The organism is Faecalibacterium sp. I2-3-92 (genome assembly GCF_023347315.1).
GTDB lineage: Bacteria > Bacillota > Clostridia > Oscillospirales > Ruminococcaceae > Faecalibacterium > Faecalibacterium duncaniae.
On sequence record NZ_CP094470.1, the window covers coordinates 757,137 to 780,646 of the forward strand.

A 23,510-nucleotide genomic window follows, 5' to 3' on the forward strand; every position below is an offset into this window, starting at 1 on the left:
CAGTCTCGCTTCGCTCGCCAGCTCCCCTAATAGGGGGAGCCCTTGGCATACCGGGCAGCACTGAGCGCAAATCGTGAAATGGCGGGTTTTGCCATCACGGATAGAAACAGCAAAACAAAGGAGAGAACCAATGGGCCTCTTTGGATTTGGCAAAAAAGAAAAAGATAAGATGAAAGACGGCCTCGAAAAGACCCGCACGGGCTTCTGGGGCAACATTATGAATACCCTCACCGGCAGCAAGATCGATGATGATCTTTACGATGAGCTGGAAGAGCAGCTCATTCTGGCCGATGTGGGCGGTGAAGTGGCCATCAAACTGGTGGACAAGCTGCGGGACCGGGTGAACGAGAAGGGCCTGAAAACCGGTGAGCAGGCCAGCGATGAACTGCGCGACCTCATTGCCGATGAGATGCGCCCCGAAGCTGAGATGGACCTGAGCGGCACGCCCGCCGTCATTCTGGTCATCGGCGTGAATGGGGTGGGCAAGACCACCAGCATTGCCAAGCTGGCCGATTTCTATACCCGTCAGGGTAAAAAGGTCATGCTGGCCGCAGGCGATACCTTCCGTGCCGCCGCCAGCGAGCAGCTGGAGATCTGGGCCGACCGGGCGGGTGTGCCCCTTGTCAAGGCGGGCGAGGGCGCAGACCCTGCCGCTGTCATTTTTGACACGGTCAAGTCGGCCACCGCGCGCGGCTATGATCTGGTCATTGCGGATACCGCAGGCCGCCTGCACAACAAGGCAAACCTGATGGCAGAGCTTTCCAAGATCAGCCGCAGCGTCAAAAAGGCCAGCCCCGAGGCCAGTCTGGAGACCCTGCTGGTGCTGGATGCCATCACGGGCCAGAACGCCATCAGCCAGGCCCGGGAGTTCTGCAAGGCGGCAAACGCCACCGGCATCATCCTGACCAAGCTGGACGGCACCGCCAAGGGCGGCTGTGTCGTGGCGGTCAAGCAGCGGCTGGGCCTGCCCGTGCGGTTCATCGGCGTGGGTGAGGGCATCGATGACCTGATCCCCTTCACCCCGGAGGGCTATGTGGAAGAGCTGCTGCCCCGGCAGTGGAAGCATTAAGTGCCGAACGGATCTGCAATCAAACCTCTCAGGCCGCGCTTTGGCGCGTCCGGCTCCCCTGGCAGGGGAGCAAAGTGCAGGAGTTCGACAGGGGCAGAGAGGAGAAAAACATGAAAATTTGTGCAGCGACCGGCAACGCCGGTAAGCTCCGTGAACTGCGGCGCATTCTGGAAGCGCAGGGCCACGAGGTGGTCAGCCAGAAGGAGCTGGGCATCACCATTGAACCCGATGAGACCGGCACCACCTTTGAGGAAAACGCCCTCATCAAGGCCGAGACCATCTGCAAAGCCAGCGGCCTGCCCACCATCGCCGATGACTCGGGCCTCTGTGTGGATGCGCTGGAGGGTGCCCCAGGCGTGTACAGCGCCCGCTACTGCGGCCGCCATGGCGACGATGAGGCCAACAACGACAAGCTGCTGGAGAATATGCAGGATGTCCCGGCAGAACAGCGCGGCGCAAAATTTGTGGCCGCTGTCTGCTTTATCCTGCCCACCGGCCGGCACCTGACCTGCCGGGGCGAGTGCCCGGGCAAGGTGGCCTTTGCGCGCCTGGCGGGCGATTACGGTTTTGGCTACGATCCGCTGTTCATCCCAGATGAATGCGGCGTGGGCAAGGCGGAAAAGCGCCCCAATACCGAGGGACGCAGCTATGCCCAGCTTACCCCGGACGAAAAGGATGCCATCAGCCACCGCGGTGTGGCGCTGGCAAAGCTGGAAAAAGAATTACCTGAATTTCTGAAATAAAAGGAGAAATAATTATGTTGACGAGCAAACAGCGCGCCATTCTGCGCGGCAAGGCAAACACCATGGACCCCGTTTTCATCGTGGGCAAGGGTGAGATCGACGAGACCATGATCCAGGGCGTGAAGGACTGCCTGGATGCCCGGGAGCTGATCAAGCTCAAGGTGCTGGAGAGCAGCATGTACAATGCCCGTGAGGCTTCTGTCAAGCTGGCAGAGGCCACCGGTGCCGACTGCGTGCAGGTCATCGGCTCCAAATTCGTGCTCTATCTGCAGAAGAAGAAGGACAGCGCCTACGCTGACCTGCTGAAATGAGGCTCCTGCTGTACGGCGGCACCTTTGACCCGCCCCACAACGGCCACCTGAACAATCTGCGCGCCGCCGCTGCCCGGGTGCGCCCGGACAGGGTGGTGGTGATGCCTGCGGGGCTTTCCCCCTTCAAGCAGTCCACCGCCGCCCCCGGCAGCGCCCGGGTGGAGATGTGCGCGTGCTTCTATGCACTGGAAGCGGAGGGGGCTGTTCCGGCGCTGTGTGTCAGCGGCTGGGAGGTGGAGCAGGCCGCGCTGGGCAGGCGCAACTATACAGTGCTCACGCTGGAAATGCTGGCCCGGACTTACCCGGAGGCCGAGCTGTACATGGCCATGGGCAGCGATATGCTGCTGAGCTTTGACAGCTGGCACCGCTGGCAGGAGATCCTGCGGCTGGCCCGGCTGGTGGTCACGAGCCGGAATGTCGGCGATGCGCCGGAGCTTCACGCCAAGGCAAAGCAGATGGACCCCACCGGGGCCCGCATCCTGTTTGCACAGGTCGAGGCTCTGCCTATGGCCAGCAGTAACCTGCGTGCCCGCCTTGCAGCAGGGGAAGCGTGTGAAAATGAACTGCCCGCCCTCGTGCGCCGGGTCATCCGGCGGGAGGGGCTTTACCGGGCAGATAGAGGGGAAAGCGGAAACCATGAATCTGAAACAGGCAAAGGAGCTTGTGCGCGGCCGGTTGAGTGACAAGCGTTACGAGCATACCCTGAACGTGAGAAAAATGGCCGTCAAGCTGGCAAAGCGGTATGGCGTGGATGAGGACAAGGCCGCGCTGGCCGCCCTGCTGCACGATTCGGCCAAGGAAATCAGCAAGGACGAGATGCGCGCCATCATGCGGGCCCACCCGGAACTGGCCGAGGGCGGGGAAGAGCGCCCCACCCCGGTGTGGCACGGCATCTGCGCCGCCATCCTGGCCCGCACCGAGTGGGGCGTGGAGGATGAGGCTGTGCTTTCGGCCATTGCCTGCCACACCGCGGGCAAGCCCGGCATGAGCAGGCTGGATAAGATCGTCTATCTGGCGGATATGACCAGCGCCGAGCGGGACTGGCCCGGGGTGAACAAGCTGCGCAGGCTGGAACTGAAGGATCTGGATCTGGCCATGCTGGCAGCCCTCAGGCAGACGAACGACTTTGTGCTCTCACAGGGCAAGCCCCTGGACCCCATGTCCAAGGCGGCCTACGATGAGATCAAAGCAGAGGTGGATGCCCGGGCTGCAAAGGCCGGGTGAGCCTGTTTTTCTGCACACACCCTGCTCCGGAAAAGAATACCGATTGCAGATTGTGGGTAAGAATGTTATACTATGGAACATGACGACAGTCTCTGTCGGAATAAAAAAGCTGGAGGAACCGAACGAATGAGTCAAGGTCCGCGTCATATCAATACAGACCGCTCGCTGAACCGTCCCACGGAGCAGCGCCCCACGGAGGCTTCAGCCCTGCATCAGGTGTCGCTGTCCGGGCAGCCGGATTTCTTCCAGAACGAACAGCCCGCACCCCAGCGGTCGGAACCGCCCCGCCAGAGCGCGGGCGGCGGACGCGGCGGCAACGGCGGCAGTCAGCCGCCCCGGCACGCGGCCCCCGCTGATGCCCCCCGCCGCCGCAAAAAGAAGAAAAAGACCCCCATGTGGCTGCCGATGGCTGTGACGCTGGCGGTGCTGGCCGTGATCTCGGGCGTGGTGGTCTACGCCGTGAACATGGTGAACAAGGTGGAGGATAATCTGAAGCCCGAGGAGAACGCGACCTCGCTGGTGGAGGAAATCCAGACGCTGGAGGAGTACAAGGGCGATGTGGTGAACATCCTTGTCTGCGGCATCGACTATGAGGAGGGCCGCGCCTATTCCTCGGACGGCAGCAACGACGGCATGACGGATATGATCCTGTACTGCCAGTTCGATATCAAGGGCGGTGCCCTGCGGATGCTGCAGATCCCCCGCAACAGCCTTGTTGCGACCCAGAACCGCAAGATCACCCTTTCCAACGGCAAGACCTACGCGGCTACCAACTACCAGATCAACTCGGTGGCCCTCTCCAACGGCGGCGACATTGCCGCGCTGGCGGAGGTCATCTATGATCAGTACAAGCTGCCCATCGACTACTATGTGACCATTGATATGCAGGCACTGGTGGAAATGGTGGACAACTTCGGCGGCATCGAGGTGTATATCCCCCACGATATGTCCTTTGCGGGCAGTGTCCTGAAGCAGGGCTACCGCAACCTGGACGGCGCATCGGCAGAGTTCTTTGTCCGCTGCCGCCACGGTGAGGGCTACGCCAACTCGGATATCGACCGCCTGAACATGCAGCGCTATTTCTATGCCGGCCTGTTCAAGCGGGTGCGCAGCATGGGCGTGACCGATGTCATTGCGCAGCTGCCCCTGATCTTCAACAACTATATCCACACGGATATGGATCTGACCACCATTGCCAAGATGCTGGTGTCCTTTACCCGCATCGACAGTGCGAACATCATGCTGGCCCAGACCCCTGTGTTCATGGGCGTGCCCAACGTGGGCAAGACCAGCAGCTTTGACGGCTACTCCTGCGTGGTGCCGGATGCCGGTTCCATTGCAGAGCTGCTGAACACCTATTTCCGCAATTACACCGGCCCCGTGAGCGCCGAGGAAATGAACCTTGTGACCAACAACTGGCCCCACGGCACCGCTTCCACCAGCGCCAACGTCCAGTTCGTGGGACAGCTGGACAAGGAGTCCGATGATGCCATCCTGAGCGGCGATACCGATGTGGCGGGTGCGACCACCACCGACGGCCAGGCCGCGGGACAGTAACAAACCAGAGAGGAGACTTTTATGGAAAACAAGATCGACAGCAAGACCCTTGCCATTGAGATCGCAAAGATCCTGGATAAGAAAAAGGCCGTGGATGTCCGCGTGCTCAAAGTGGAGAGCCTGACCGTTCTGACCGATTACTTCGTCATTGCTTCCGGCACCTCCACCACCCAGGTGGGTGCTCTGGCCGACGAGGTGGAGTACGAGCTTTCTCAGAAGGGCATCGAGCCCTACACCACCGAGGGCTTCGACTCCAAGAACTGGGTGCTGCTGGATTATTCCAGCGTCATCGTGCACGTCTTTGTGCCCAACACCCGCACCTACTATGATCTGGAACATCTGTGGGCCGATGGTGAGCCCATGGATATCTCGGAATATCTGACCCCGGAAAACAGTCTGTAAGCTTCCCTGCCTGCAAGGGTGGCTGCCGAATATGAGGAGTGATTGAAAGCTATGAAGTATGATTACAAGGCCGTTGAGGCCAAGTGGCAGAAGGTGTGGGAGGACGAAAAGACCTTCCATGTCGAGATCGACCACAAAAAGCCCAAGTTCTATGCACTGGTGGAGTTCCCGTATCCCTCGGGTGCGGGCCTGCATGTGGGCCACCCCCGCAGCTATACTGCCCTGGATGTGGTCAGCCGCAAGCGCCGCCAGAACGGCTACAACGTGCTGTACCCCATGGGCTGGGATGCCTTCGGTCTGCCCACCGAGAACTTTGCCATGAAGAACCACATCCACCCGGCCATCGTCACCAAGAAGAATGTGGATCACTTCCGTGAGCAGCTCAAGGCGCTGGGCTTCTCCTTTGACTGGGATCGCGAGATCAACACCACCGACCCCGAGTACTATAAGTGGACCCAGTGGATCTTCCTGCAGCTGTACAAGCACGGCCTGGCCTACAAGAAGGAAATGAACGTCAACTGGTGCACCGGCTGCAAGTGTGTGCTGGCAAACGAGGAAGTTGTCAACGGCGTATGCGAGCGCTGCGGCAGCGAGGTCGTGCACAAGGTCAAGAGCCAGTGGATGCTCAAAATCACCGCTTATGCCGATAAGCTGATCGACGGCCTGGATGGTCTGGATTACATCGAGCGCGTTTCCACCCAGCAGAAGAACTGGATCGGCCGCAGCCATGGTGCAGAGGTGAACTTCGGTACCACCGCAGGCGATACCCTGACGGTTTACACCACCCGCTGCGATACCCTGTTCGGCGCTACCTACATGGTCGTCTCCCCGGAGCACGCCATGGTCAAGGAGTGGCTGGAAAAGGGCCTGCTCAAGAATGCGGATGCCGTTACGGCCTATCAGGCAGAGGCTGCCCGCAAGAGCGATTTCGAGCGCAGTGAGCTGAACAAGGAAAAGACCGGCGTGAGGCTGGAGGGCGTGATGGGCATCAACCCCGTCAACGACAAGCAGATCCCCATCTTTATCTCTGATTATGTCCTGTCCACCTACGGCACCGGTGCCATCATGGCTGTGCCCGCCCACGATACCCGCGACTGGGAGTTCGCCAAAAAGTTCGGCCTGCCCATCATCGAGGTGGTCAAGGGCAATACCGAGTCCAATCTGGACGAGGCTGCCTTTACCGATGTTGCCACCGGCACGCTGGTCAACTCCGGCTTCCTGGACGGCCTGTCTGTGACCGATGCCAAGAAAAAGATGATCGAGTGGCTGGAAGCCAACGGCAAGGGCTGCGATAAGGTGAACTACAAGTTGCGCGACTGGGTGTTCAGCCGTCAGCGCTACTGGGGCGAGCCGATCCCCATGGTCAAGTGTGAAAAGTGCGGCTGGCAGCCCCTGCCTGAGAGCAGCCTGCCCCTGACCCTGCCCGATATCACCGACTTTGAGCCGGGCCCCGATGGTGAGTCCCCGCTGGCCCGCCACACCGACTGGGTCAAGACCACCTGCCCCTGCTGCGGCGGCCCCGCCACCCGCGAGACCGACACCATGCCCCAGTGGGCCGGTTCCTCCTGGTACTTCCTGCGCTACATGGACCCCCACTGCAAGGACGCTCTGGCCTCCAAGGAGGCGCTGGAGTACTGGTCTCCTGTGGACTGGTACAACGGCGGCATGGAGCACACCACCCTGCATCTGCTGTACAGCCGTTTCTGGCACAAGTTCCTGTACGATATCGGCGTGGTGCCCACTGCCGAGCCTTACCAGAAGCGCACCGCCCACGGCATGATCCTGGGCCTGAACCCCCACAGCTTTGTCAACCTGCCCGCTGACGAGCAGGAGAAGCTGCTGAAGGAGTATGGCAGCCAGAAGGCCGCCGAAAAGGCACTGGAAGAGAAGTACGGCGAGATGGCACGCCATCCCATCGTCAAGATGTCCAAGAGCCTGGGCAATGTCATCAACCCCGACGAGGTGGTGGACCAGTACGGTGCCGACACCATGCGTCTGTATGAGATGTTCATGGGCGACTTTGAGCAGGCCGCACCCTGGCAGACCTCTGCCATTGCCGGCTGCAACCGCTTCCTCGACCGCGTGTGGACGCTGTCCGACAAGCTGGTGGAGGGCGAGGGCTATCGCCCCGCCATCGAGACCCTGATGCACCAGACCATCAAGAAGGTGGGCGCTGATATCGAGGGCCTGAAGATGAACACTGCCATCGCCCAGCTGATGACGCTGGTCAACGCCCTGTACGACAACGGCGGCGCGACCAAGGCCGAGCTGGAGACCGTTGTTCAGTTGCTGAACCCGTTTGCTCCCCACATGACCGAGGAGCTGTGGGAGAAGCTGGGCCACAGCCACAATGAGCAGCTGGCCTACTACCCCTGGCCCCAGTACGAAGAGGCCAAGTGCGTGGAGAGCACCGTGGAGATCGCCGTGCAGGTGAACGGCAAGGTGAAGGCCCGCCTGAAGGTGGCTGCCGACATCGATGCTGCTGCCGCCATTGCCGCCGCCAAGGCTGATCCCGCTGTTGCCGCCGCTCTGGAGGGTAAGCAGGTCGTCAAGGAGATCTACGTCAAGGGCCGTCTGGTCAACCTGGCCGTGAAGGGCTGATCCCTCAGGCGCTTTGCCGGAGAGTTTTTTCAAAAAATCTTTCAAAAAAGGTTGACGAACGCATGAAAATGCGCTATACTGTCTACTGTTAGTTACCATGTAACAACGAAATTCCTGCCTCACGGTCCAAGGGAGGGAATAAGATGTCGGAAATTCGTGTTAAAGAGGGCGAGTCGCTGGAAAGCGCACTGCGTCGCTTCAAGCGCAGCACCGCTCGCAGCGGTGTGCTCGCAGAGGTTCGTAAGCGCGAGGCTTACGAGAAGCCGTCTGTTAAGCGCAAGAAGAAGTCCGAAGCAGCCCGCAAGCGCAAGTTCAAGTAATTAACTGCTTGAAATCGCACGTTGCTTTAGATTTCAAACGCGTTGCTAACGCCGATGTAGGAGAGCCTGAAACTCAGGCTCTCCTATTTTCATTTGTGAGACTGAGAGGGTTTTTATCATGTTGATTACCCCCGAATATGTTTTTAAGGATGTGACCCACATCACGCCGGAGTGGCTGGCCCAAAAGGGCATCCGGGCGCTGGTGCTGGACATCGACAACACCCTGACCGCCGACCGCAGTCAGGAGCTGCCGGAAGAAGTGGCCGGGTGGCTGGAAACCATGCGCAGGGCGGGCGTAAAGCTGACCATCGTTTCCAACGGTGCCGAAAAGCGGGTGCGCCCCTTTGCGGAAAAGCTGGGCCTTGCCTACCTCTACCGCAGCGCCAAGCCCCTGCCCTTTGCGCTGGGGGTGGCCCGCCGCCGGATGCAGGTGAAGCGCAGGGAAATGGCCATGGTGGGCGACCAGCTCTATGCCGACCGGATGGCGGCGGCGCTCTATGGTATTCCGGGCCTGATGGTCATCCCCCGCGGACCGGATCTTGGGGCACAGGTGGTGCTCAAGCGCAAGTGGGAGAAAAAACACTGGCAGGAATACTACGACCGGGGAGGTAAGACCCTGTGAGTGAGTGGAAGATCCGGTTTGGCACCGCAGGCACCAGCGACAGCTTCACGGCCATGGGGTATAAGAACAGTCTGGACATCCCGGCCTATACCGAAAAAATGGGGTTGGATGCCTTTGAATACCAGTGCGGCCATGGAGTCCGGCTGGGGCTGGACAAGGCCCGGCAGATGGCTGACGATGCCGCCGCCCGGGGGATTTTGTTCAGCGTCCACGCGCCTTACTATATCAGCGCCTCCAGCCTGGACGAGGAAAAGCGGCTGAACAGCGTAAACTATCTGCTCCAGAGCGCGGCGCTCTGCAGGGCGCTGGGCGGCAGGCGGGTCATCTTCCACTCCGGCAGCTGCGGCAGGCAGAGCCGGGAAGCTGCCCTGGAAAAAGCGCTGGACACCCTGAAACGGGCGCAGGACGCGCTGGATGAAGCGGGCTTTGCCGAGATCATCCTCTGCCCTGAGACGATGGGAAAGATCGGCCAGCTGGGTACGCTGGAAGAGGTGCTGGCCCTCTGCGGGGTGGACAGACGCATCACCCCCTGCATCGACTTCGGCCACCTCAACGCCCGGACGCTGGGCGGCATCCGGTCCAAGGCGGATTATGCCGCTATCCTTGACCGCATCGGGGAGGCGCTGGGGGATGAGCGGGCCCGGCAGTTCCATGTCCACTTTTCCCGCATCGAGTATTCCAAGGGCGGTGAAAAGCGGCACTGGACCTTTGCCGAGACCCAGTTCGGCCCCGAACCCCAGCCCCTGATGGAGCTGCTGGCCGAGCGCGGGCTTGCGCCAGTCATCATCTGTGAGAGCGCCGGTACGCAGGCAGAGGATGCGAAAACAATGAAGCGATTTTTTGAGGCTTGTCTTTGTACAACCTCTCAGTCGGGCTTGCGCCCGCCAGCTCCCCTTGTAGGGGAGCCTTTGGCATAAAGAGAAAGCTTCACCCGGCTGCCAAGGCCTCCCCTACTAGGGGAGGTGGCATCCCGAAGGGATGACGGAGAGGTTTGGTCCGTGTTTTTTTCTGATTTTATCGTCTTTTTTGCTCAAACCCCTTGCCAAACCATGCGGGATTGAGTAAAATAAATAGAGATATGCGTTAAGCATCAATGAGATTTTACTAATGGAGGAATTCCTATGATTTCTGCAGGCGAGTTTCGCAACGGCGTGACCTTTGAGCAGGACGGCCAGGTTCTTCAGGTCGTTGAGTTCCAGCACGTGAAGCCCGGCAAGGGCGCTGCCTTTGTCCGCACCAAGACCAAGAACGTGATCACCGGCTCTGTGGTTGAGACCAGCTACAACCCGACCGCAAAGTTCCCTCAGGCTTTCATCGAGCGCAAGGACGTGACTTACAGCTATGAGGATGGCGATCTGTACCACTTCATGGACAACGAGACCTACGACGATATCCCCGTCAACGCTTCCGATGTGCCCGATAACTTCAAGTTCTGCAAGGAGAACGAGCCGTGCAAGCTGCTGAGCTATAAGGGCAAGGTCTTCAGCGTCGAGATCCCCAACTTTATCGAGCTGGAAGTCACCCAGACCGAGCCGGGTGTCAAGGGCAACACCGCCACCAACACCCTGAAGCCCGCTACTGTCGAGACCGGTGCTGAGATCCGCGTTCCTCTGTTCATCAACGAGGGCGACCACATCCGCATCGATACCCGCACCGGCGAGTATATGGAGCGCGTCTAATTTACCGACAGACCGGGCAGCGGGCAACCGTGTGCCCGGTTTTTTGATTAAGATAGGAGGTCATTCTTATGAAGGAAAAGGCTGCATACCTGCGGGGCCTGATCGAGGGCCTGGGCATCGACGAGACCACCAAAGAGGGCAAGGTCATCAAGGCCATGAGCGAGCTGCTGGGCGAACTGGCAGAGGCTGTGGACGGCATCGATGAAGATGTGACCCGCGCCTACGACCAGATCAACGACCTGAGCGAGGAGCTGGAGGATCTGGAAGCCGACCTCTATGAGGACGATGAGGATGACGAGGAGCCTGAAGAAGAGGAAGAGGATACCGAAGAGGACGACAATGACGATGATATCGCCAGTGAGCCGTTCTATGAGGTGGCCTGCCCCAACTGCGGCGAGACCGTTTACGTCAGCGAGGACGACCTGGACGCGGGCGAAGCAAACTGCGCCCACTGCGGCGTGACCTTTGAGGTCGCGCTGGAGGATGACGACGAGGAGCAGGAGGAAGGCCCCGTGAAGTACGAGGTGACCTGCCCCGCCTGTGGTCAGACCACTGTGTTTGAGGAGGACGACCTGCTGGATGGCGCACCCAAGTGCCCCGGCTGCGGCAAGCCCCTGGACTTTGAAGTGACCGAAGAGTAAAGCACAACAAAAAGGACCGTCTCCTCAGCGGGAGACGGTCCTTTTTTATGCCGTTCAGCGGGTCTCGTTTGCCTTCTGCAGCCAGATGCTGCCAATGTCCAGTGCGTTGTACAGGCCATTCTTGGTGGTCTGGCGGAACACACGGGCCTCAGGGGCCAGGCTGTCGTTGGTGGAAAAGACCTGAATGTGTACCTTATCGGCCACATCCATGCCGCCCACGGATTTGGTGCTCAGGATCTGCATCCGCAGCACATAGGGGTCGGTCATACGGCCGTAATACAGCTCGTTGTCCTTACGGACGAGGGGCTTGCCTTTATAAGTCAGTTTCGGTGTAAATGGCATCGTGAAAGCCTCCCTATCGTTTGATACACTTTAGTATAACACATCTGGCAGGATGGATGCAAGCCGCAGGGGCCGTACAGGCAGATTTTTCTTTGCGGACAGTTTCTGCTTGACAAACCACGGGCAGATGTGATATCTTTGACCCAGAAGAACGGGTTTGCCTGCTGACGGAACGTTGTGGAGCACCACAGTGCAGACAGAACCGGGTTTTGTTACGCCGACCGTCTGGGCAGCCTTGCGCTATTGGTGCGCAAAGCTGTCCTTTTTGCATTTCAGGGAGGATTTGAGCATGAAGTCTGATATCGAGATCGCACAGGAAGCCAAAATGAAGCCCATCACCGAGATCGCTGCCTCGCTGGGCCTTGCCGATGAGGATGTGATCCCCTATGGCCGCTACAAGGCCAAGATCAACCACCGCCTCATCCACAAGGCATCCAAGCAGGGCAAGATGGTTCTGGTCACGGCCATCAGCCCCACCCCGGCAGGTGAGGGCAAAACCACCACCAGCGTGGGCCTGGCCGATGCCATGAACGCTCTGGGCAAAAAGACCATGCTCTGCCTGCGTGAGCCCAGCCTTGGCCCCGTGTTCGGTGTCAAGGGCGGTGCGGCCGGCGGCGGCTATGCCCAGGTGGTGCCCATGGAGGATATCAACCTCCACTTTACCGGTGACCTGCATGCCATCGGCACCGCAAACAACCTGCTGGCTGCCATGATCGACAACAGCATCCAGCAGGGCAACCCCCTGAACATCGATCCCCGCCGCATCACCTGGAAGCGCTGCATGGATATGAACGACCGCCAGCTCCGCTTCATCGTGGATGGTCTGGGCGGCAAGGTCAACGGTACCCCCCGTGAGGACGGCTTTGATATCACCGTTGCCAGCGAGGTCATGGCGATCTTCTGCCTGGCCACCAGCATCTCCGACCTGAAGGAGCGGCTGTCGAAGATCGTCTGCGCCTACACCTACGAGGGCAAGCCCGTCACGGCAGGCGACATCGGTGCCGCCGGTGCCATGACCGCGCTGCTCAAGGATGCCCTTGACCCGAACCTCGTTCAGACGCTGGAAAACAACCCCGCCATCATCCACGGCGGCCCCTTTGCCAACATTGCCCACGGCTGCAACAGCGTCATGGCTACCAAGCTCAGCCTCTCGCTGGCCGATTACGTCATCACGGAGGCTGGCTTTGGTGCAGACCTGGGTGCCGAGAAGTTTCTGGATATCAAGTGCCGCTATGCCGGCATCGCCCCCAGCGCCTGCGTGCTGGTGGCCACTGTCCGTGCCCTCAAGAGCCACGGCGGCGTTGCCAAGGCTGACCTGAACCAGCCGAATCTCGAAGCTGTCAAGGCTGGTGCCTCCAACCTTGTGCGCCACATCGACAACCTGAAGAACGGCTTTGGCCTGCCTGTGGTGGTGGCCATCAATGCCTTCCCCACCGACACCCCGGAGGAGCAGGCATACGTTGAGCAGGTCTGCGCCGAGCAGGGCGTGCCCTGCGTCCTGAGCGAGGTGTTCGCCAAGGGCGGCGAGGGCGGCAAGGCTCTGGCCGAGAAGGTGCTGGAGGTCATGGAGGATCGTCCCATCCAGTACGTCTACCCGCTGGAGATGCCCCTGAAGCAGAAGGTGGAAGCCATCGCCAAAAAGATCTACCGTGCCGATGGTGTGAATTTCAGCGCCGCCGCTTCCAAGACGCTGGCCGAACTGACCGAACTGGGCTACGGCAACCTGCCGGTCTGCATCGCCAAGACCCAGTACAGTTTCAGCGATAATGCCAAGCTGACCGGTGCGCCCACCGGCTTTACCATGGAGGTGCGGGAAGTCCGCCTTGCCGCCGGTGCCGGTTTCGTGGTGGTCATCTGCGGCAACATTATGACCATGCCCGGCCTGCCCAAGAAGCCCGCCGCCGTCAATATCGACGTGGATGCCGAGGGCAAGATTACGGGACTGTTCTGAACAGAATCGATCGCGCTATGTACAGCAAAGAGGGAGCAGTGAAGAAAAAGATGAAAGCTTACCACATGAGTCAGACACTGCAAGTTGGGGATAAATTAAAAGCTGGATACAAGAGAAATGAAATTCGTTGTAGAGAGGTTATCAGCACATTAGAACAATCTGAACAGTGTCTCGAAACAACGATTGCGTCGATGAAATTGCAAGGTGATGAATGGCGTGAATATGTAAAATGGTGTGTTGAAGGAATCTTTGAATTTGTAAGAGAAACCGAATTTTCTTTTCTTCCAAGCCGTTTAAATTGCAGCTACTATTTCGACAATATTGAATATTATAAAGTGTTATATGAAGCTGGCTGGGCTCAGAAATCGGAAGAAGAGAGAGCGCAAATTCGACTTTTTGAGGTTGACCTTGAAGAAGAGAAACCTACAAAATATGATATGCTTCTTTTCGATGAAGCTTTTGATGTTATGTTGAACACAAAAAATATAAAGGGTGTAGTAGAATGCGCCCGAAAATATTTTTCTGGAGAATGTAGCAATAACCCTGTTTGGGAAATTATGAGTGACAAACCGGCGATAGCAACAAAAGATATAACGGAAATCTTACTTGATTGCCTTGGCCGGGTCAAACAATGAAAACATTTAGTTTTATTGTTTGGCAAATCAAAATACCATTCTATGAAATCCCTGTGTTAGGCCACTCTCCCTTTTCTATATACAAATCAACTATAAGATGTTATGCAGAAATTATTCTGAGGCTGAAAGTTTCCAGTGATCTGGAAGAATACAAAAACTCTATTATCACGATGTGGAGCATCAGCCAGAAACGCTTCCGCCGTCTTTTGCGTCAGAGTGAGATACTTTACAAAAAGGGATAAATGTGGTATCCTAAACATAGGATAAGAAAGGTATTTGAGGTGGTCAATTTCGTGGCAGCCACACGCCGATGGTAACGACAAGGGCTTAGGCTCTGAGAGATGCAGGAGAACGCCACGCCTGCCAAATACCAATCGATGGGGAACGGTTTAGATGCCGTTCCCCGTTCCTGTTTGTATGACAAAACCGCCCTTCCGGTTTGGTGCCGGAAGGGCGGTTTTTCTATGTGAGTATTCAGCTTAAGCCGTCTGTTGGCCCACGGTGTGGGTGGCGAGATATTCCACCCAGGCGGGGTAGCCCTCGGGCTTGATGTGGATGCCGTCAGGTTGGGCGTATTCGGCTTTCAGGTCGCCATTGTCGTCGGCAAGAGCTTCCCACAGGTTCAGAAAAGCGCAGTTCTTTTCCAGCGCAATGGCAGCCAGCTCATTGTTGATCTCGCACAGCCGCTCTTTGTACAGGCCGGGATGGCTGTTGCGCACCTCGGGCCGGACAGGCGTGATGGACTGCACGTAGATCTGCGTGTTGGGCAAGGCCTGGGAGATCATATCCAGCATGAGCCGGTAGTAGGTGAGGAAGCTGGAATAATCCCCGTCCCGGTTGAGCACGTTGGTGCCCAGCAGGATATACAGCACCGGGGGCTGCCGGGCTGTCAGCACCTCCATGGGGACCTCGGTGCCGCCATCGGAGCGCTTGCAGGTGGTGCCATTGACCACGACGCTGGGGTTTGCGCCCCGGTAGGCGCAGAAAGAGGCCTCCGGCAGGCCGCTGGAATAGATCTGCATCCCCTGCGTCAGGCTGTCGCCCAGAAAACAGACGTTGGCAAAATAACTGCGGTCCACGGCGGTGGTGCGGTCCAGCGCGGCCAGCCGGAAATCCATGGCGGTGGACCCGGCAGAGGTGGTCTGCACGGTCAGCCGCCGCGCGGGCGTGTAGCTGATGGTGTTCCACTCGCTGCTCTGCAGCTCCTGCTGGAAGATGGTCGGGCCCTGCACGGCGGCAGGGCTCTGCTCCCGGTGGAGGCGCTTCCACAGCAGGCCTACGGCGCTGAGCAGGATGAGCAGCACCAGCAGCCCGGCAACGGCAAAAGTCCTGCGCCAGCGCTTGCGCAGGATGCGGCGGCGGTATTCCTGATAATCGGCCATAAAAACACCCGGCTTTCTTTGTGTTTGTTACCCTCATTATACAGCACCCGGCGGGGCCGTGCAAGTGGGCCGTGCTACTTTACGGCGGCAGATGCTTTGTGGTATAATCATCATGGTTTAGTATGAAATCCTGTCGGCGGCGGGTGCCGCTGGCGTAACTGAGAAAGCAGGAATCAAAATTTATGCTGCAAAACCCTGAATTGCATTATCTGGACAACGCCGCCACCACCATCGTGGCCCCGGAAGTGGCGGATGTCATCAACAAGGCCATGCGGGAGCACTGGGCCAACCCGTCCAGTCTGTATGCCCCCGGTGCCCGGAGCGAGGAAGCACTGAACGCCGCCCGCGCTGCCGTGGCCCGCACCCTGGGCTGCAAGAGCCGGGAGCTCTATTTTACCTCCTGCGGCAGCGAGAGCAACAACATGGCCCTGCTGGGCGCGGCCCTGACCCGCAGGTTCGGTAAGGGCATCGTGGTGTCCGGCTTTGAGCACCCCAGCGTGCAGAAGCCGCTGGAGCGTCTGGCCGCCATGGGGTATGATGTGACCGTGGTGGACCCCGGCCCGGACGGCACGCTGGACATCGACCGGATGCTGGACCATGTGGACAAAAACACCATCCTTGTGGCCTGCATGATGGTCAACAATGAGGTCGGCACCCGGAACGATGTGGAGCGTCTGGCCGCCGAGGTCAAGCGCCGCAACAGCCGCACCATCGTCCATGTGGATGCCGTGCAGGCCTGGATGCGGGTGCCCATCAAACTGGCGAACATCGACACGCTGGCTGTCAGCGGCCACAAGATCCACGCACCCAAGGGCATTGGTGCGCTCTACCTGAGCGACAGCCTGTATCAGGCGTTCCAGGCTCCCTATCTGGGCGGTGAGCAGGAGCGGGAGAAGCGCCCCGGCACCGAGAACCTGCCCTATGCGCTGGGCCTTGCTGCCGCGGCCACCCGCCTGAACAAGACCATGAAGAGCCGGGATGCTGCTGTGCGCGCCCTGAACCTGCGCCTGCGGGAAGGGCTGAAAGCCTTCCCGGAGGTGGTCATCAACAGCCCGGACAATGCGGTGCCCGAGGTGCTGAACTTCAGCGAGAACTGCATCAAGAGCGAGACTATGCTGGCCCATCTGGCACAGCAGCAGGTCTATGTCTCCTCGGCCAGTGCCTGCGGCCGGGGGCAGCCCAGCCATACCCTTGCCGCCATGGGCAGGGACCCGCTGGCCATTGATACGGCCATCCGCGTGTCCTTCTGTGCGGACAACACCCCCGAGGATGTGGACGCGTTCCTCAACGCCTTCGAGGACGGCATGAAGCATTTGCAGAGAATCAAAAAGTAAAAGAGGAAAGCATCCTCACCCTCTCAGGCCGCTCCGCGTCCAGCTCCCCCAAAGGGGGAGCTCTTGACAAAACCGGAAACTTTGCGTGGAATGCCAAGGCCTCCCACTTTGGGGGAGGTGGCAGCGCGTCAGCGCTGACGGAGAGGGTGAGCCAGCTATAATTAAGGAGAACTCTATGCGTGAAATTATTATGGGCTATCAGGGCGAGATGTCCCTGAAGGGCCTGAACCGCAACCAGTTTGAGTCGGCTATGATGAAGATCCTGCGCTACCGGCTCAAGACCGTGGGCAAGTTCAAGGTGTACTGCACCCAGTCCACCTTTTATATGGAGCCCGAGGAAGAAGACGTGGACATGGATCTGGCCTTCGACCGGGTGCGCACCGTGTTTGGTCTGGCGGCGCTGAGCCGTGCCGTGGTCTGCGAAAAGGACTTTGATACCATCTGCCGGACTGCGGAGGAGTATCTGGGCGACAGCCTGCACGGCATCAAGACCTTCAAGGTGGAGGCCCGCCGTTCGGATAAGACCTACCCCATGACCAGCCCTGAGCTGATGCGGGAGCTGGGCGCTTACCTGCTGGGGCTGCACAACTACCTCCGGGTGGATGTGAAGAACCCCCAGTTCAAGGTCATTGTGGAGATTCGCGATTACGGTGCGTATATTCATGGCCCGAAAATACCCGGAGAGGGTGGCCTGCCCGTGGGTACCTCCGGCCGTGCCCTGAATATGCTCTCCGGCGGCATCGACAGCCCGGTGGCCGCTTACCGGATGGCAAAGCGCGGTCTGGCCCTGGATCACATCCATTTTGCGTCCCCTCCGTATACTTCTGAACGCGCAAAACTGAAAGTTAAAGCTCTGGCCCAGAAGATCACCCCCTATACCGGCAGCTCCAACCTGTTTGTGGTGCCCTACACCAAGCCGCAGGAGTATATCCGGGACAATGCCCCCGATGTGCTGTTCACGGTGCTGATGCGCCGCAGCATGATGCGCATTGCCAATCGTATTGCCACCAGACAGGGCTGCGAGGCCCTCATCACCGGCGAGAGTCTGGCTCAGGTGGCAAGCCAGACCGTCAAGGCCCTGCAGTGCACCGATGCCGCCCAGGATCTGCCCATCCTGCGCCCGCTGATCGGCATGGACAAGACCGAGATCATCGAGACCTCCCGCCACATTGGCACCTACGAGACCAGCATCCTGCCCTATGAGGACTGCTGCACCATCTTCACCCCGCCGCACCCGAAGATCCGCCCCGAGCTGGCAGAGATCCTGGAGGCAGAAGCCGCCATGCCCGGTCTGGCAGAGCTGGAGGCCGAAGCTGCTGAGAACACCGAGCGGATCCGCATCCGCATTACGGACGAGATCGAGTTTGAGGGGTGAGCGGCATGACAGCGGAGATCATCAGTGTGGGCACCGAGCTGCTGCTCGGCAACATCCTCAACACCAATGCCCAGTACCTGAGCCGGGAGCTTGCTGAGCTGGGCATTACGGTCCAGCGGGAGAGCACCATCGGCGACAATCAGGGGCGGCTGGCGGACTTTGTCAACGAGGCAAAGAAACGCTGTGACCTGCTGGTGTTCACCGGCGGTCTGGGCCCCACGGCAGACGACCTGACCAAGGAGACCGTTGCCGCCTGCTATGGCGATACGCTGGTCTTTGACGAGAGCGAGTGGGAGAAGATCACCGGTTATTTTGCCCGCTCCGGCCGGGTGACCACCCCCAACAACCGCAAGCAGGCCATGGTGCCTGTAAAGGGGCATAAGATCATCAACCACCACGGCACCGCCCCCGGTGCATGGTTTGAGCAGGAGGGCCGCTGTGCTGTCCTGATGCCGGGCGTGCCCAGCGAGATGAAGGCCATGTGGAACGAGAGCGTTCGCCCCCTGCTGATGAAGCGTCAGAACTGCACCCTGCACTCTGTCACCCTGCGGGTGCTGGGCGGCGAGAGCAGCCTGGAATATCAGGTGCGTGATCTGCTGGAAAACGCCAACCCGACTGCCGCCATCTACTGCAAGACCGGTGAGTGCGAGATCCGCATCACCGCCCGGGCTGCTTCCGATGCGGAAGGCGAAAAAATGTGCCGGGAATATGCCAAAAAGTTCTATGATCTGCTGGGCGATGCGGTGTATGATGAGGATGTGGCCGGGCTGGAGGAGACACTGGTGCGCACCTTAAAGGAAAAGGGGCTCACCCTCTCCACCGCCGAGAGCTGCACCGGCGGGCTGATCGCACAGCGTATCACCTCGGTGCCGGGCTCCAGTGAAGTGTTCGGCTACGGCTTTGTGACCTATTGGGAGGCCGCCAAGGCCAGGCTGGTGGGCGTGGAACCGGATGTCATTGCAAAGTACAATGTGGTGTCGGCCCCTGTGGCCGCCCAGATGGCGCTGGGGGCCGCACAGGCCGCCGGTGCTGAGATCGGCATCAGCGTGACCGGTGTGGCCGGGCCGACCGGTGGAGATGCCCTCCGCCCGGTGGGCACGGTGTATCTGGGTGCGGCCCGGGGCGAGACGGTGTATGTAAAAAAGCTGTCCGTCTCCCGGCCCGACCGTGCATTGGTGCGTGCCCGTGCCGCGCAGGCCGCCCTGGAGCTGGCCCTGCGGCTGGCACAGGGAAAAGTTCCTGCAGGCACAGAGCCCCTTGCCCGGGACGCACAGCACAGCGCCGAAGCGCTGGACAAGCTGAACGAGGTGTTCCTGGGCCACTAAAAGGCAGGGGGAATGCAGGTTGACACAGCAACAGGAGACCGGGTGTGTGCTGCGGTTGTTCGGTGCGCAGTCCACAGCGGTGGGCAAAACGGTGGAAAACTTTCCGCCCCAGTGGCGGGCCGCAGCCCAGTGGAAGAGCCGGGGCGCGGAAACGCTGGTGGCCCTGCAGGCGCAGAGCCCTTCCGGGCTGAAAAAGGCCGCGCAGGCCCTGCGGCAGGCGTTTTCGGCAGACCTGTACGGGGCAGGGGAGACCACTCTGCCTGCCGCCGTGGTGGAGGCGCTGGAACGGCACGATAAGCTGCTCATCTGCGCGGATGCTGCCGCCGGTGCCCTGCTGGAAGCCCGGCTTGAGAACCTGCCCGGGGCCGAGAAGGTCTTTGATTTTGGCGCGGTGAGCTATGCCAACCCCAAGACCGGCCCGCTGATCGAAAAGCGTGCCCGTGCCCGCCTGCCCAAGGACTGCACCGACCCGCTCCGGCAGGCGCTGGCCCGGGCTCAGGCTGCCCGCCGCGTGGTGGGGGCAGATCTCTCTGCCGCCTGTGCCGAGCGGGAAAGTGACTGTGTGCTGGTGCTCAGCTGCAGGAAGGGCTGCTTTCTGCGCACCGTCCCGGCGGGGGAGAACCCTGCCCTCTGGCTGCTGGATATTATCCGGCGCACGGCGGCAAACAAGCCTCAGGCTGAGGGGACGGGCTTCCTGCCTGCCCGCAGGGCTGCAAAGAAGGACGTTCCGCCCGGCCCTCAACCCAAGCGGCATCCCCTGCGCCGGGTGTGCATGACGCTGCTGGTGCTGGCTCTGCTGGCGGCTCTTGCGGCGGTGGGGGCGTGGGAATATACCAACGGCAATTTCTACGCCCTGCCGGAACAGCTGCGCGCTCTGCTGACGGAGCACGTTCCCCGCCCGGGGGCGACATTGGTATAAGAATGACCCTCTCTGTCACGCCGCCGCGCGCCGCAACACGGCAAGCGGCATGGCACAGCAATGACGGAGAGGGTCGTTTTTTCTAAATTAACAGAAAGTTCACCCAAAAAACGGATAAAATCCACCCATCGGGTTTGACGGGTTTTCAGCTTTGGTGTATCATATAAACAGTATGTGGTTTTTCCGCTGTTGGGCGGCCTGCCGCCCCGATTTTTGATAGATGAGGTGTAACAATGTCCCTTGCTGAAAAACTCTTTGGCAGCTTCTCTGACCGGGAGCTGAAAAAGATCAATCCCATTACCAAAAAGGTGCTGGCACTGGAAACAAAGTATCAGCCGATGTCCGATGCCGAGCTGCAGGCGCAGACCCCGGCCCTGAAAGAGCGGCTGGCAAACGGCGAGACGCTGGATGATATCCTGCCCGATGCCTTTGCTGTCTGCCGCGAAGCTGCCTGGCGCGTGCTGGGCATGAAGCACTTCCCTGTGCAGATCATGGGCGGCATTGCCCTGCACCGCGGCTCCATTGCCGAGATGCAGACCGGTGAAGGCAAGACCCTGGTGGCCACCCTGCCCGCCTACCTGAACGCCCTGACCGGCGAGGGCGTGCACATCGTCACCGTCAACGATTACCTGGCCAAGCGCGACAGCGAGTGGATGGGCAAGCTCTACCGCTGGCTGGGCCTGAATGTCGGCCTGATCGTGCAGGGCATCGATGGCGATGCCCGCCGCCGCGCCTACAACGCCGATATCACCTACGGTACCAACAATGAGTACGGCTTCGACTACCTGCGCGACAACATGGTGACCTATAAGGACAACATGGTGCAGCGCGGCCACGCCTTTGCCATCGTCGATGAGGTGGACTCCATCCTGATCGATGAGGCCCGCACCCCTCTGATCATCTCCGGCAAGGGCGAGGATTCCTCCAGCCTGTACACTCAGGTGGATCGCTTCGTCCGCACCCTGCACAAGAGCGTGGTGGTCGAGCTGGAAGATAAGGTGGAGGCCGATGAGCAGACCGACGGCGATTATGTCGTGGACGAAAAGCACAAGACCTGCACCCTGACCGCCAAGGGCATCCAGAAGGCCGAGGAATACTTCAAGGTCGAGAATCTGGCCGCTGCTGAGAATATGACCTTGGCCCACCACATCGATCAGGCCATCAAGGCTTACGGCGTGATGCAGAAGGATATCGACTATGTCGTGAAGAACGGCGAGGTCATCATTGTGGACGAGTTCACCGGCCGCCTGATGATCGGCCGCCGCTACAACGAGGGCCTGCATCAGGCCATTGAGGCCAAGGAGGGTGTGAAGATCGCCGCCGAGAGCAAGACGCTGGCGACCATCACCTTCCAGAACTACTTCCGCATGTACAAGAAGCTGTCCGGCATGACCGGTACCGCCAAGACGGAAGCCACCGAGTTCACCGAGATCTACGGCCTGAACATCGTCACTGTGCCCACCAACCGCCCCAACATCCGCAAGGATTACCCGGACGCGGTCTACAAGACCGTCAACGGCAAATACAAGGCTGTCATTGAGCAGGTGCTGGAATGCCACAAGAACGGCCAGCCGGTTCTGGTGGGTACCGTCAGCGTGGAAAAGAGCGAGACGCTGGCCAGAATGCTGCAGAAGTACACCCGCGATTTCAATGTCCTGAACGCCAAGAACCATGAGCGTGAAGCCGAGATCGTGGCGCAGGCCGGCAAAAAGGGTGCCATCACCATTGCCACCAACATGGCAGGCCGTGGTACTGATATCATGCTGGGCGGCAACGCTGAGTTCATGGCCAAGGCCCAGATGCGCAGGGAACACTTCTGTGAGAACCTGCTCGACCCCGAAAAGCCGCAGGATGCTGACCCGAATGCGGTGGAGCTCCTGCTGACTGAGGCCGACGGCCACGGCGACACCAACGATGAAAAGATCCTGGCGGTGCGGAAACGATTTGAGGAGCTGTATGCCCAGTACAAGCCGGCCATCAGCGCCGAGGCAGAGGAAGTGCGCAAGGCCGGTGGTCTGTTCATCATCGGTACGGAGCGGCATGAGAGCCGCCGCATCGATAACCAGCTGCGCGGCCGTGCAGGCCGTCAGGGCGACCCCGGCGCGTCCCGCTTCTACCTGAGCCTGGAAGATGACCTGATGCGCCTGTTCGGCGGTGACCGCGTTTCCAGCCTGATGGATACCCTCAAGCTGGACGAGGATACCCCCATTGAGAACCGGATGATCACCAGCACGCTGGAGAGCGCCCAGAAAAAGCTGGAGGGCCGCAACTTTGAGATCCGTAAGAACGTGCTGAAGTACGACGACGTGATGAATCAGCAGCGCGAGATCATCTATGGCCAGCGCCGCAAGGTGCTGGACGGTGAGGATATCAGCACCGAGATGCACAACATGCTGCGGGAGAACATTGATTCCAGCTGCAAGCAGTTCCTGGCTGGAGATGTGAAGGACGAGTGGGACTTTGGTGCCCTGCGCCGCCACTATCAGGGCTGGCTGACCACCGATGCCGACTTCCACTACACTGTGGCCGATTACGACAGCCTCTCCCAGAAGGGCATCGCCGATCTGCTCTACGACCGCGGAATGCAGATCCTGCAGGCCAAGGAGGTGCGGTACGGCGCACCGGTCATGCGTGAGCTGGAGCGCATCTGCCTGCTCAAGTGCGTGGACCGGATGTGGATGGATCACATCGACAACATGGATCAGCTGCGGCAGGGCATCGCCCTCCGTGGTTACGGCCAGAAGGACCCCGTGGTGGAATACCGCATCGAGGGCTTTGATATGTTCGACCAGATGGTGGATTCCATCCGGGAGTCCAGCATCAAGATGCTGCTGACCATCGAGGTGCGGCAGGCCGGTGCAGCCCCCAAACGGGAGCAGGTGGCCAAGCCCACCGGCGAGGGCTTTGTGCCCGGCAACGGCGCGCCCGGTGTCAAGGGTGCCCCCAAGGGCCAGCCTGTCCGGGTCATCAAGATCGGCCGCAATGACCCCTGCCCCTGCGGCAGCGGCCTCAAGTGGAAAAAGTGCACCTGCGCCCAGTATCACCCCGAAGGGAGCAACGGCGGGGAAAATTGAGCTG

General features: G+C 59.8%; 22 protein-coding genes and 1 riboswitch. Of the genes, 20 read left to right on the top strand and 2 right to left on the bottom strand.

Annotation, left to right across the window (positions count from 1 at the left end; genetic code table 11):
* Positions 1-130 precede the first annotated feature (130 nt).
* The 13 genes from ftsY to MTP42_RS03590 all read left to right on the top strand — a co-directional run bounded on the left by ftsY (position 131) and on the right by MTP42_RS03590 (position 11,169).
* Entirely contained in the window at positions 131-1,069 is a 939-nt protein-coding gene (gene ftsY, locus MTP42_RS03530) for a signal recognition particle-docking protein FtsY (RefSeq protein ID WP_097772665.1), read from the top strand.
* 110 nt (positions 1,070-1,179) lie between these two features.
* The gene (rdgB, locus tag MTP42_RS03535; protein WP_005932884.1) at positions 1,180-1,812 is read left to right on the top strand and encodes an RdgB/HAM1 family non-canonical purine NTP pyrophosphatase; all 633 of its coding nucleotides are present in this window, start codon (positions 1,180-1,182) and stop codon (positions 1,810-1,812) included.
* 14 nt (positions 1,813-1,826) lie between these two features.
* On the top strand, positions 1,827-2,123 hold the full coding sequence (locus MTP42_RS03540; protein ID WP_005932885.1) for a YhbY family RNA-binding protein: 297 nt from the start codon (positions 1,827-1,829) through the stop codon (positions 2,121-2,123).
* Positions 2,120-2,806 carry a nicotinate (nicotinamide) nucleotide adenylyltransferase gene (gene nadD, locus MTP42_RS03545; protein WP_249257987.1) on the top strand — a complete coding sequence of 229 codons (687 nt, stop codon included), beginning with the start codon at positions 2,120-2,122 and terminating at the stop codon, positions 2,804-2,806. The genes MTP42_RS03540 and nadD overlap by 4 nt, the downstream gene beginning before the upstream one ends.
* The gene (gene yqeK / locus MTP42_RS03550) at positions 2,760-3,347 is read left to right on the top strand and encodes a bis(5'-nucleosyl)-tetraphosphatase (symmetrical) YqeK (RefSeq protein WP_249257988.1); all 588 of its coding nucleotides are present in this window, start codon (positions 2,760-2,762) and stop codon (positions 3,345-3,347) included. The genes nadD and yqeK overlap by 47 nt, the downstream gene beginning before the upstream one ends.
* A gap of 126 nt (positions 3,348-3,473) precedes the next feature.
* Positions 3,474-4,904, top strand: coding sequence for an LCP family protein (locus MTP42_RS03555; protein WP_249257989.1), 1,431 nt, complete (start codon positions 3,474-3,476; stop codon positions 4,902-4,904).
* Positions 4,905-4,925: 21 nt separating this feature from the next.
* Positions 4,926-5,306, top strand: coding sequence for a ribosome silencing factor (gene rsfS, locus MTP42_RS03560; protein WP_005932891.1), 381 nt, complete (start codon positions 4,926-4,928; stop codon positions 5,304-5,306).
* A gap of 51 nt (positions 5,307-5,357) precedes the next feature.
* Positions 5,358-7,907, top strand: a complete 2,550-nt coding sequence (gene leuS, locus MTP42_RS03565; RefSeq protein WP_249257990.1) for a leucine--tRNA ligase — start codon at positions 5,358-5,360, stop codon at positions 7,905-7,907.
* A 143-nt stretch (positions 7,908-8,050) separates the two neighbouring features.
* Positions 8,051-8,227, top strand: a complete 177-nt coding sequence (gene rpsU, locus MTP42_RS03570; RefSeq protein WP_005928271.1) for a 30S ribosomal protein S21 — start codon at positions 8,051-8,053, stop codon at positions 8,225-8,227.
* Positions 8,228-8,345: 118 nt separating this feature from the next.
* Entirely contained in the window at positions 8,346-8,849 is a 504-nt protein-coding gene (locus MTP42_RS03575; protein WP_097772661.1) for a YqeG family HAD IIIA-type phosphatase, read from the top strand.
* Entirely contained in the window at positions 8,846-9,766 is a 921-nt protein-coding gene (locus tag MTP42_RS03580; protein ID WP_207684001.1) for a TIM barrel protein, read from the top strand. Before MTP42_RS03575 ends, MTP42_RS03580 begins: the two co-directional genes overlap by 4 nt.
* A gap of 204 nt (positions 9,767-9,970) precedes the next feature.
* On the top strand, positions 9,971-10,528 hold the full coding sequence (efp, locus tag MTP42_RS03585) for an elongation factor P (RefSeq protein ID WP_005932902.1): 558 nt from the start codon (positions 9,971-9,973) through the stop codon (positions 10,526-10,528).
* A gap of 68 nt (positions 10,529-10,596) precedes the next feature.
* On the top strand, positions 10,597-11,169 hold the full coding sequence (locus tag MTP42_RS03590; protein ID WP_249257991.1) for a CD1247 N-terminal domain-containing protein: 573 nt from the start codon (positions 10,597-10,599) through the stop codon (positions 11,167-11,169).
* Between the two features lie 54 nt (positions 11,170-11,223).
* Here the strand turns inward: MTP42_RS03590 and MTP42_RS03595 are convergent, their stop codons facing one another.
* On the bottom strand, positions 11,224-11,511 hold the full coding sequence (locus tag MTP42_RS03595; RefSeq protein ID WP_005932907.1) for a hypothetical protein: 288 nt from the start codon (positions 11,509-11,511) through the stop codon (positions 11,224-11,226).
* A gap of 150 nt (positions 11,512-11,661) precedes the next feature.
* Positions 11,662-11,749: riboswitch (ZMP/ZTP riboswitch) on the top strand.
* A gap of 45 nt (positions 11,750-11,794) precedes the next feature.
* Here MTP42_RS03595 and MTP42_RS03600 point away from each other — a divergent pair.
* Together MTP42_RS03600 and MTP42_RS03605 are read left to right on the top strand one after the other, a co-directional pair.
* The gene (locus tag MTP42_RS03600; RefSeq protein ID WP_442899450.1) at positions 11,795-13,462 is read left to right on the top strand and encodes a formate--tetrahydrofolate ligase; all 1,668 of its coding nucleotides are present in this window, start codon (positions 11,795-11,797) and stop codon (positions 13,460-13,462) included.
* A gap of 38 nt (positions 13,463-13,500) precedes the next feature.
* Positions 13,501-14,097, top strand: a complete 597-nt coding sequence (locus MTP42_RS03605; RefSeq protein ID WP_249257993.1) for a hypothetical protein — start codon at positions 13,501-13,503, stop codon at positions 14,095-14,097.
* Between the two features lie 479 nt (positions 14,098-14,576).
* On the opposite strand, the gene MTP42_RS03610 is transcribed toward MTP42_RS03605, so the two are convergent.
* Positions 14,577-15,479, bottom strand: coding sequence for a GDSL-type esterase/lipase family protein (locus MTP42_RS03610; RefSeq protein ID WP_156061869.1), 903 nt, complete (start codon positions 15,477-15,479; stop codon positions 14,577-14,579).
* Positions 15,480-15,661: 182 nt separating this feature from the next.
* On the opposite strand from MTP42_RS03610, the gene MTP42_RS03615 reads away from it, so the two are divergent.
* The 5 genes from MTP42_RS03615 to secA all read left to right on the top strand — a co-directional run bounded on the left by MTP42_RS03615 (position 15,662) and on the right by secA (position 23,506).
* Positions 15,662-16,813 carry a cysteine desulfurase family protein gene (locus tag MTP42_RS03615; RefSeq protein ID WP_097770842.1) on the top strand — a complete coding sequence of 384 codons (1,152 nt, stop codon included), beginning with the start codon at positions 15,662-15,664 and terminating at the stop codon, positions 16,811-16,813.
* 175 nt (positions 16,814-16,988) lie between these two features.
* Positions 16,989-18,188, top strand: coding sequence for a tRNA uracil 4-sulfurtransferase ThiI (gene thiI / locus MTP42_RS03620; protein WP_005932913.1), 1,200 nt, complete (start codon positions 16,989-16,991; stop codon positions 18,186-18,188).
* A 5-nt stretch (positions 18,189-18,193) separates the two neighbouring features.
* Complete coding sequence (locus MTP42_RS03625) at positions 18,194-19,513, top strand: competence/damage-inducible protein A (protein WP_249257994.1); 1,320 nt, start codon at positions 18,194-18,196, stop codon at positions 19,511-19,513.
* 19 nt (positions 19,514-19,532) lie between these two features.
* The gene (locus tag MTP42_RS03630; RefSeq protein WP_249257995.1) at positions 19,533-20,432 is read left to right on the top strand and encodes a CinA family protein; all 900 of its coding nucleotides are present in this window, start codon (positions 19,533-19,535) and stop codon (positions 20,430-20,432) included.
* Positions 20,433-20,665: 233 nt separating this feature from the next.
* Positions 20,666-23,506, top strand: coding sequence for a preprotein translocase subunit SecA (secA, locus tag MTP42_RS03635; protein ID WP_242888455.1), 2,841 nt, complete (start codon positions 20,666-20,668; stop codon positions 23,504-23,506).
* Positions 23,507-23,510: the final 4 nt, after the last annotated feature.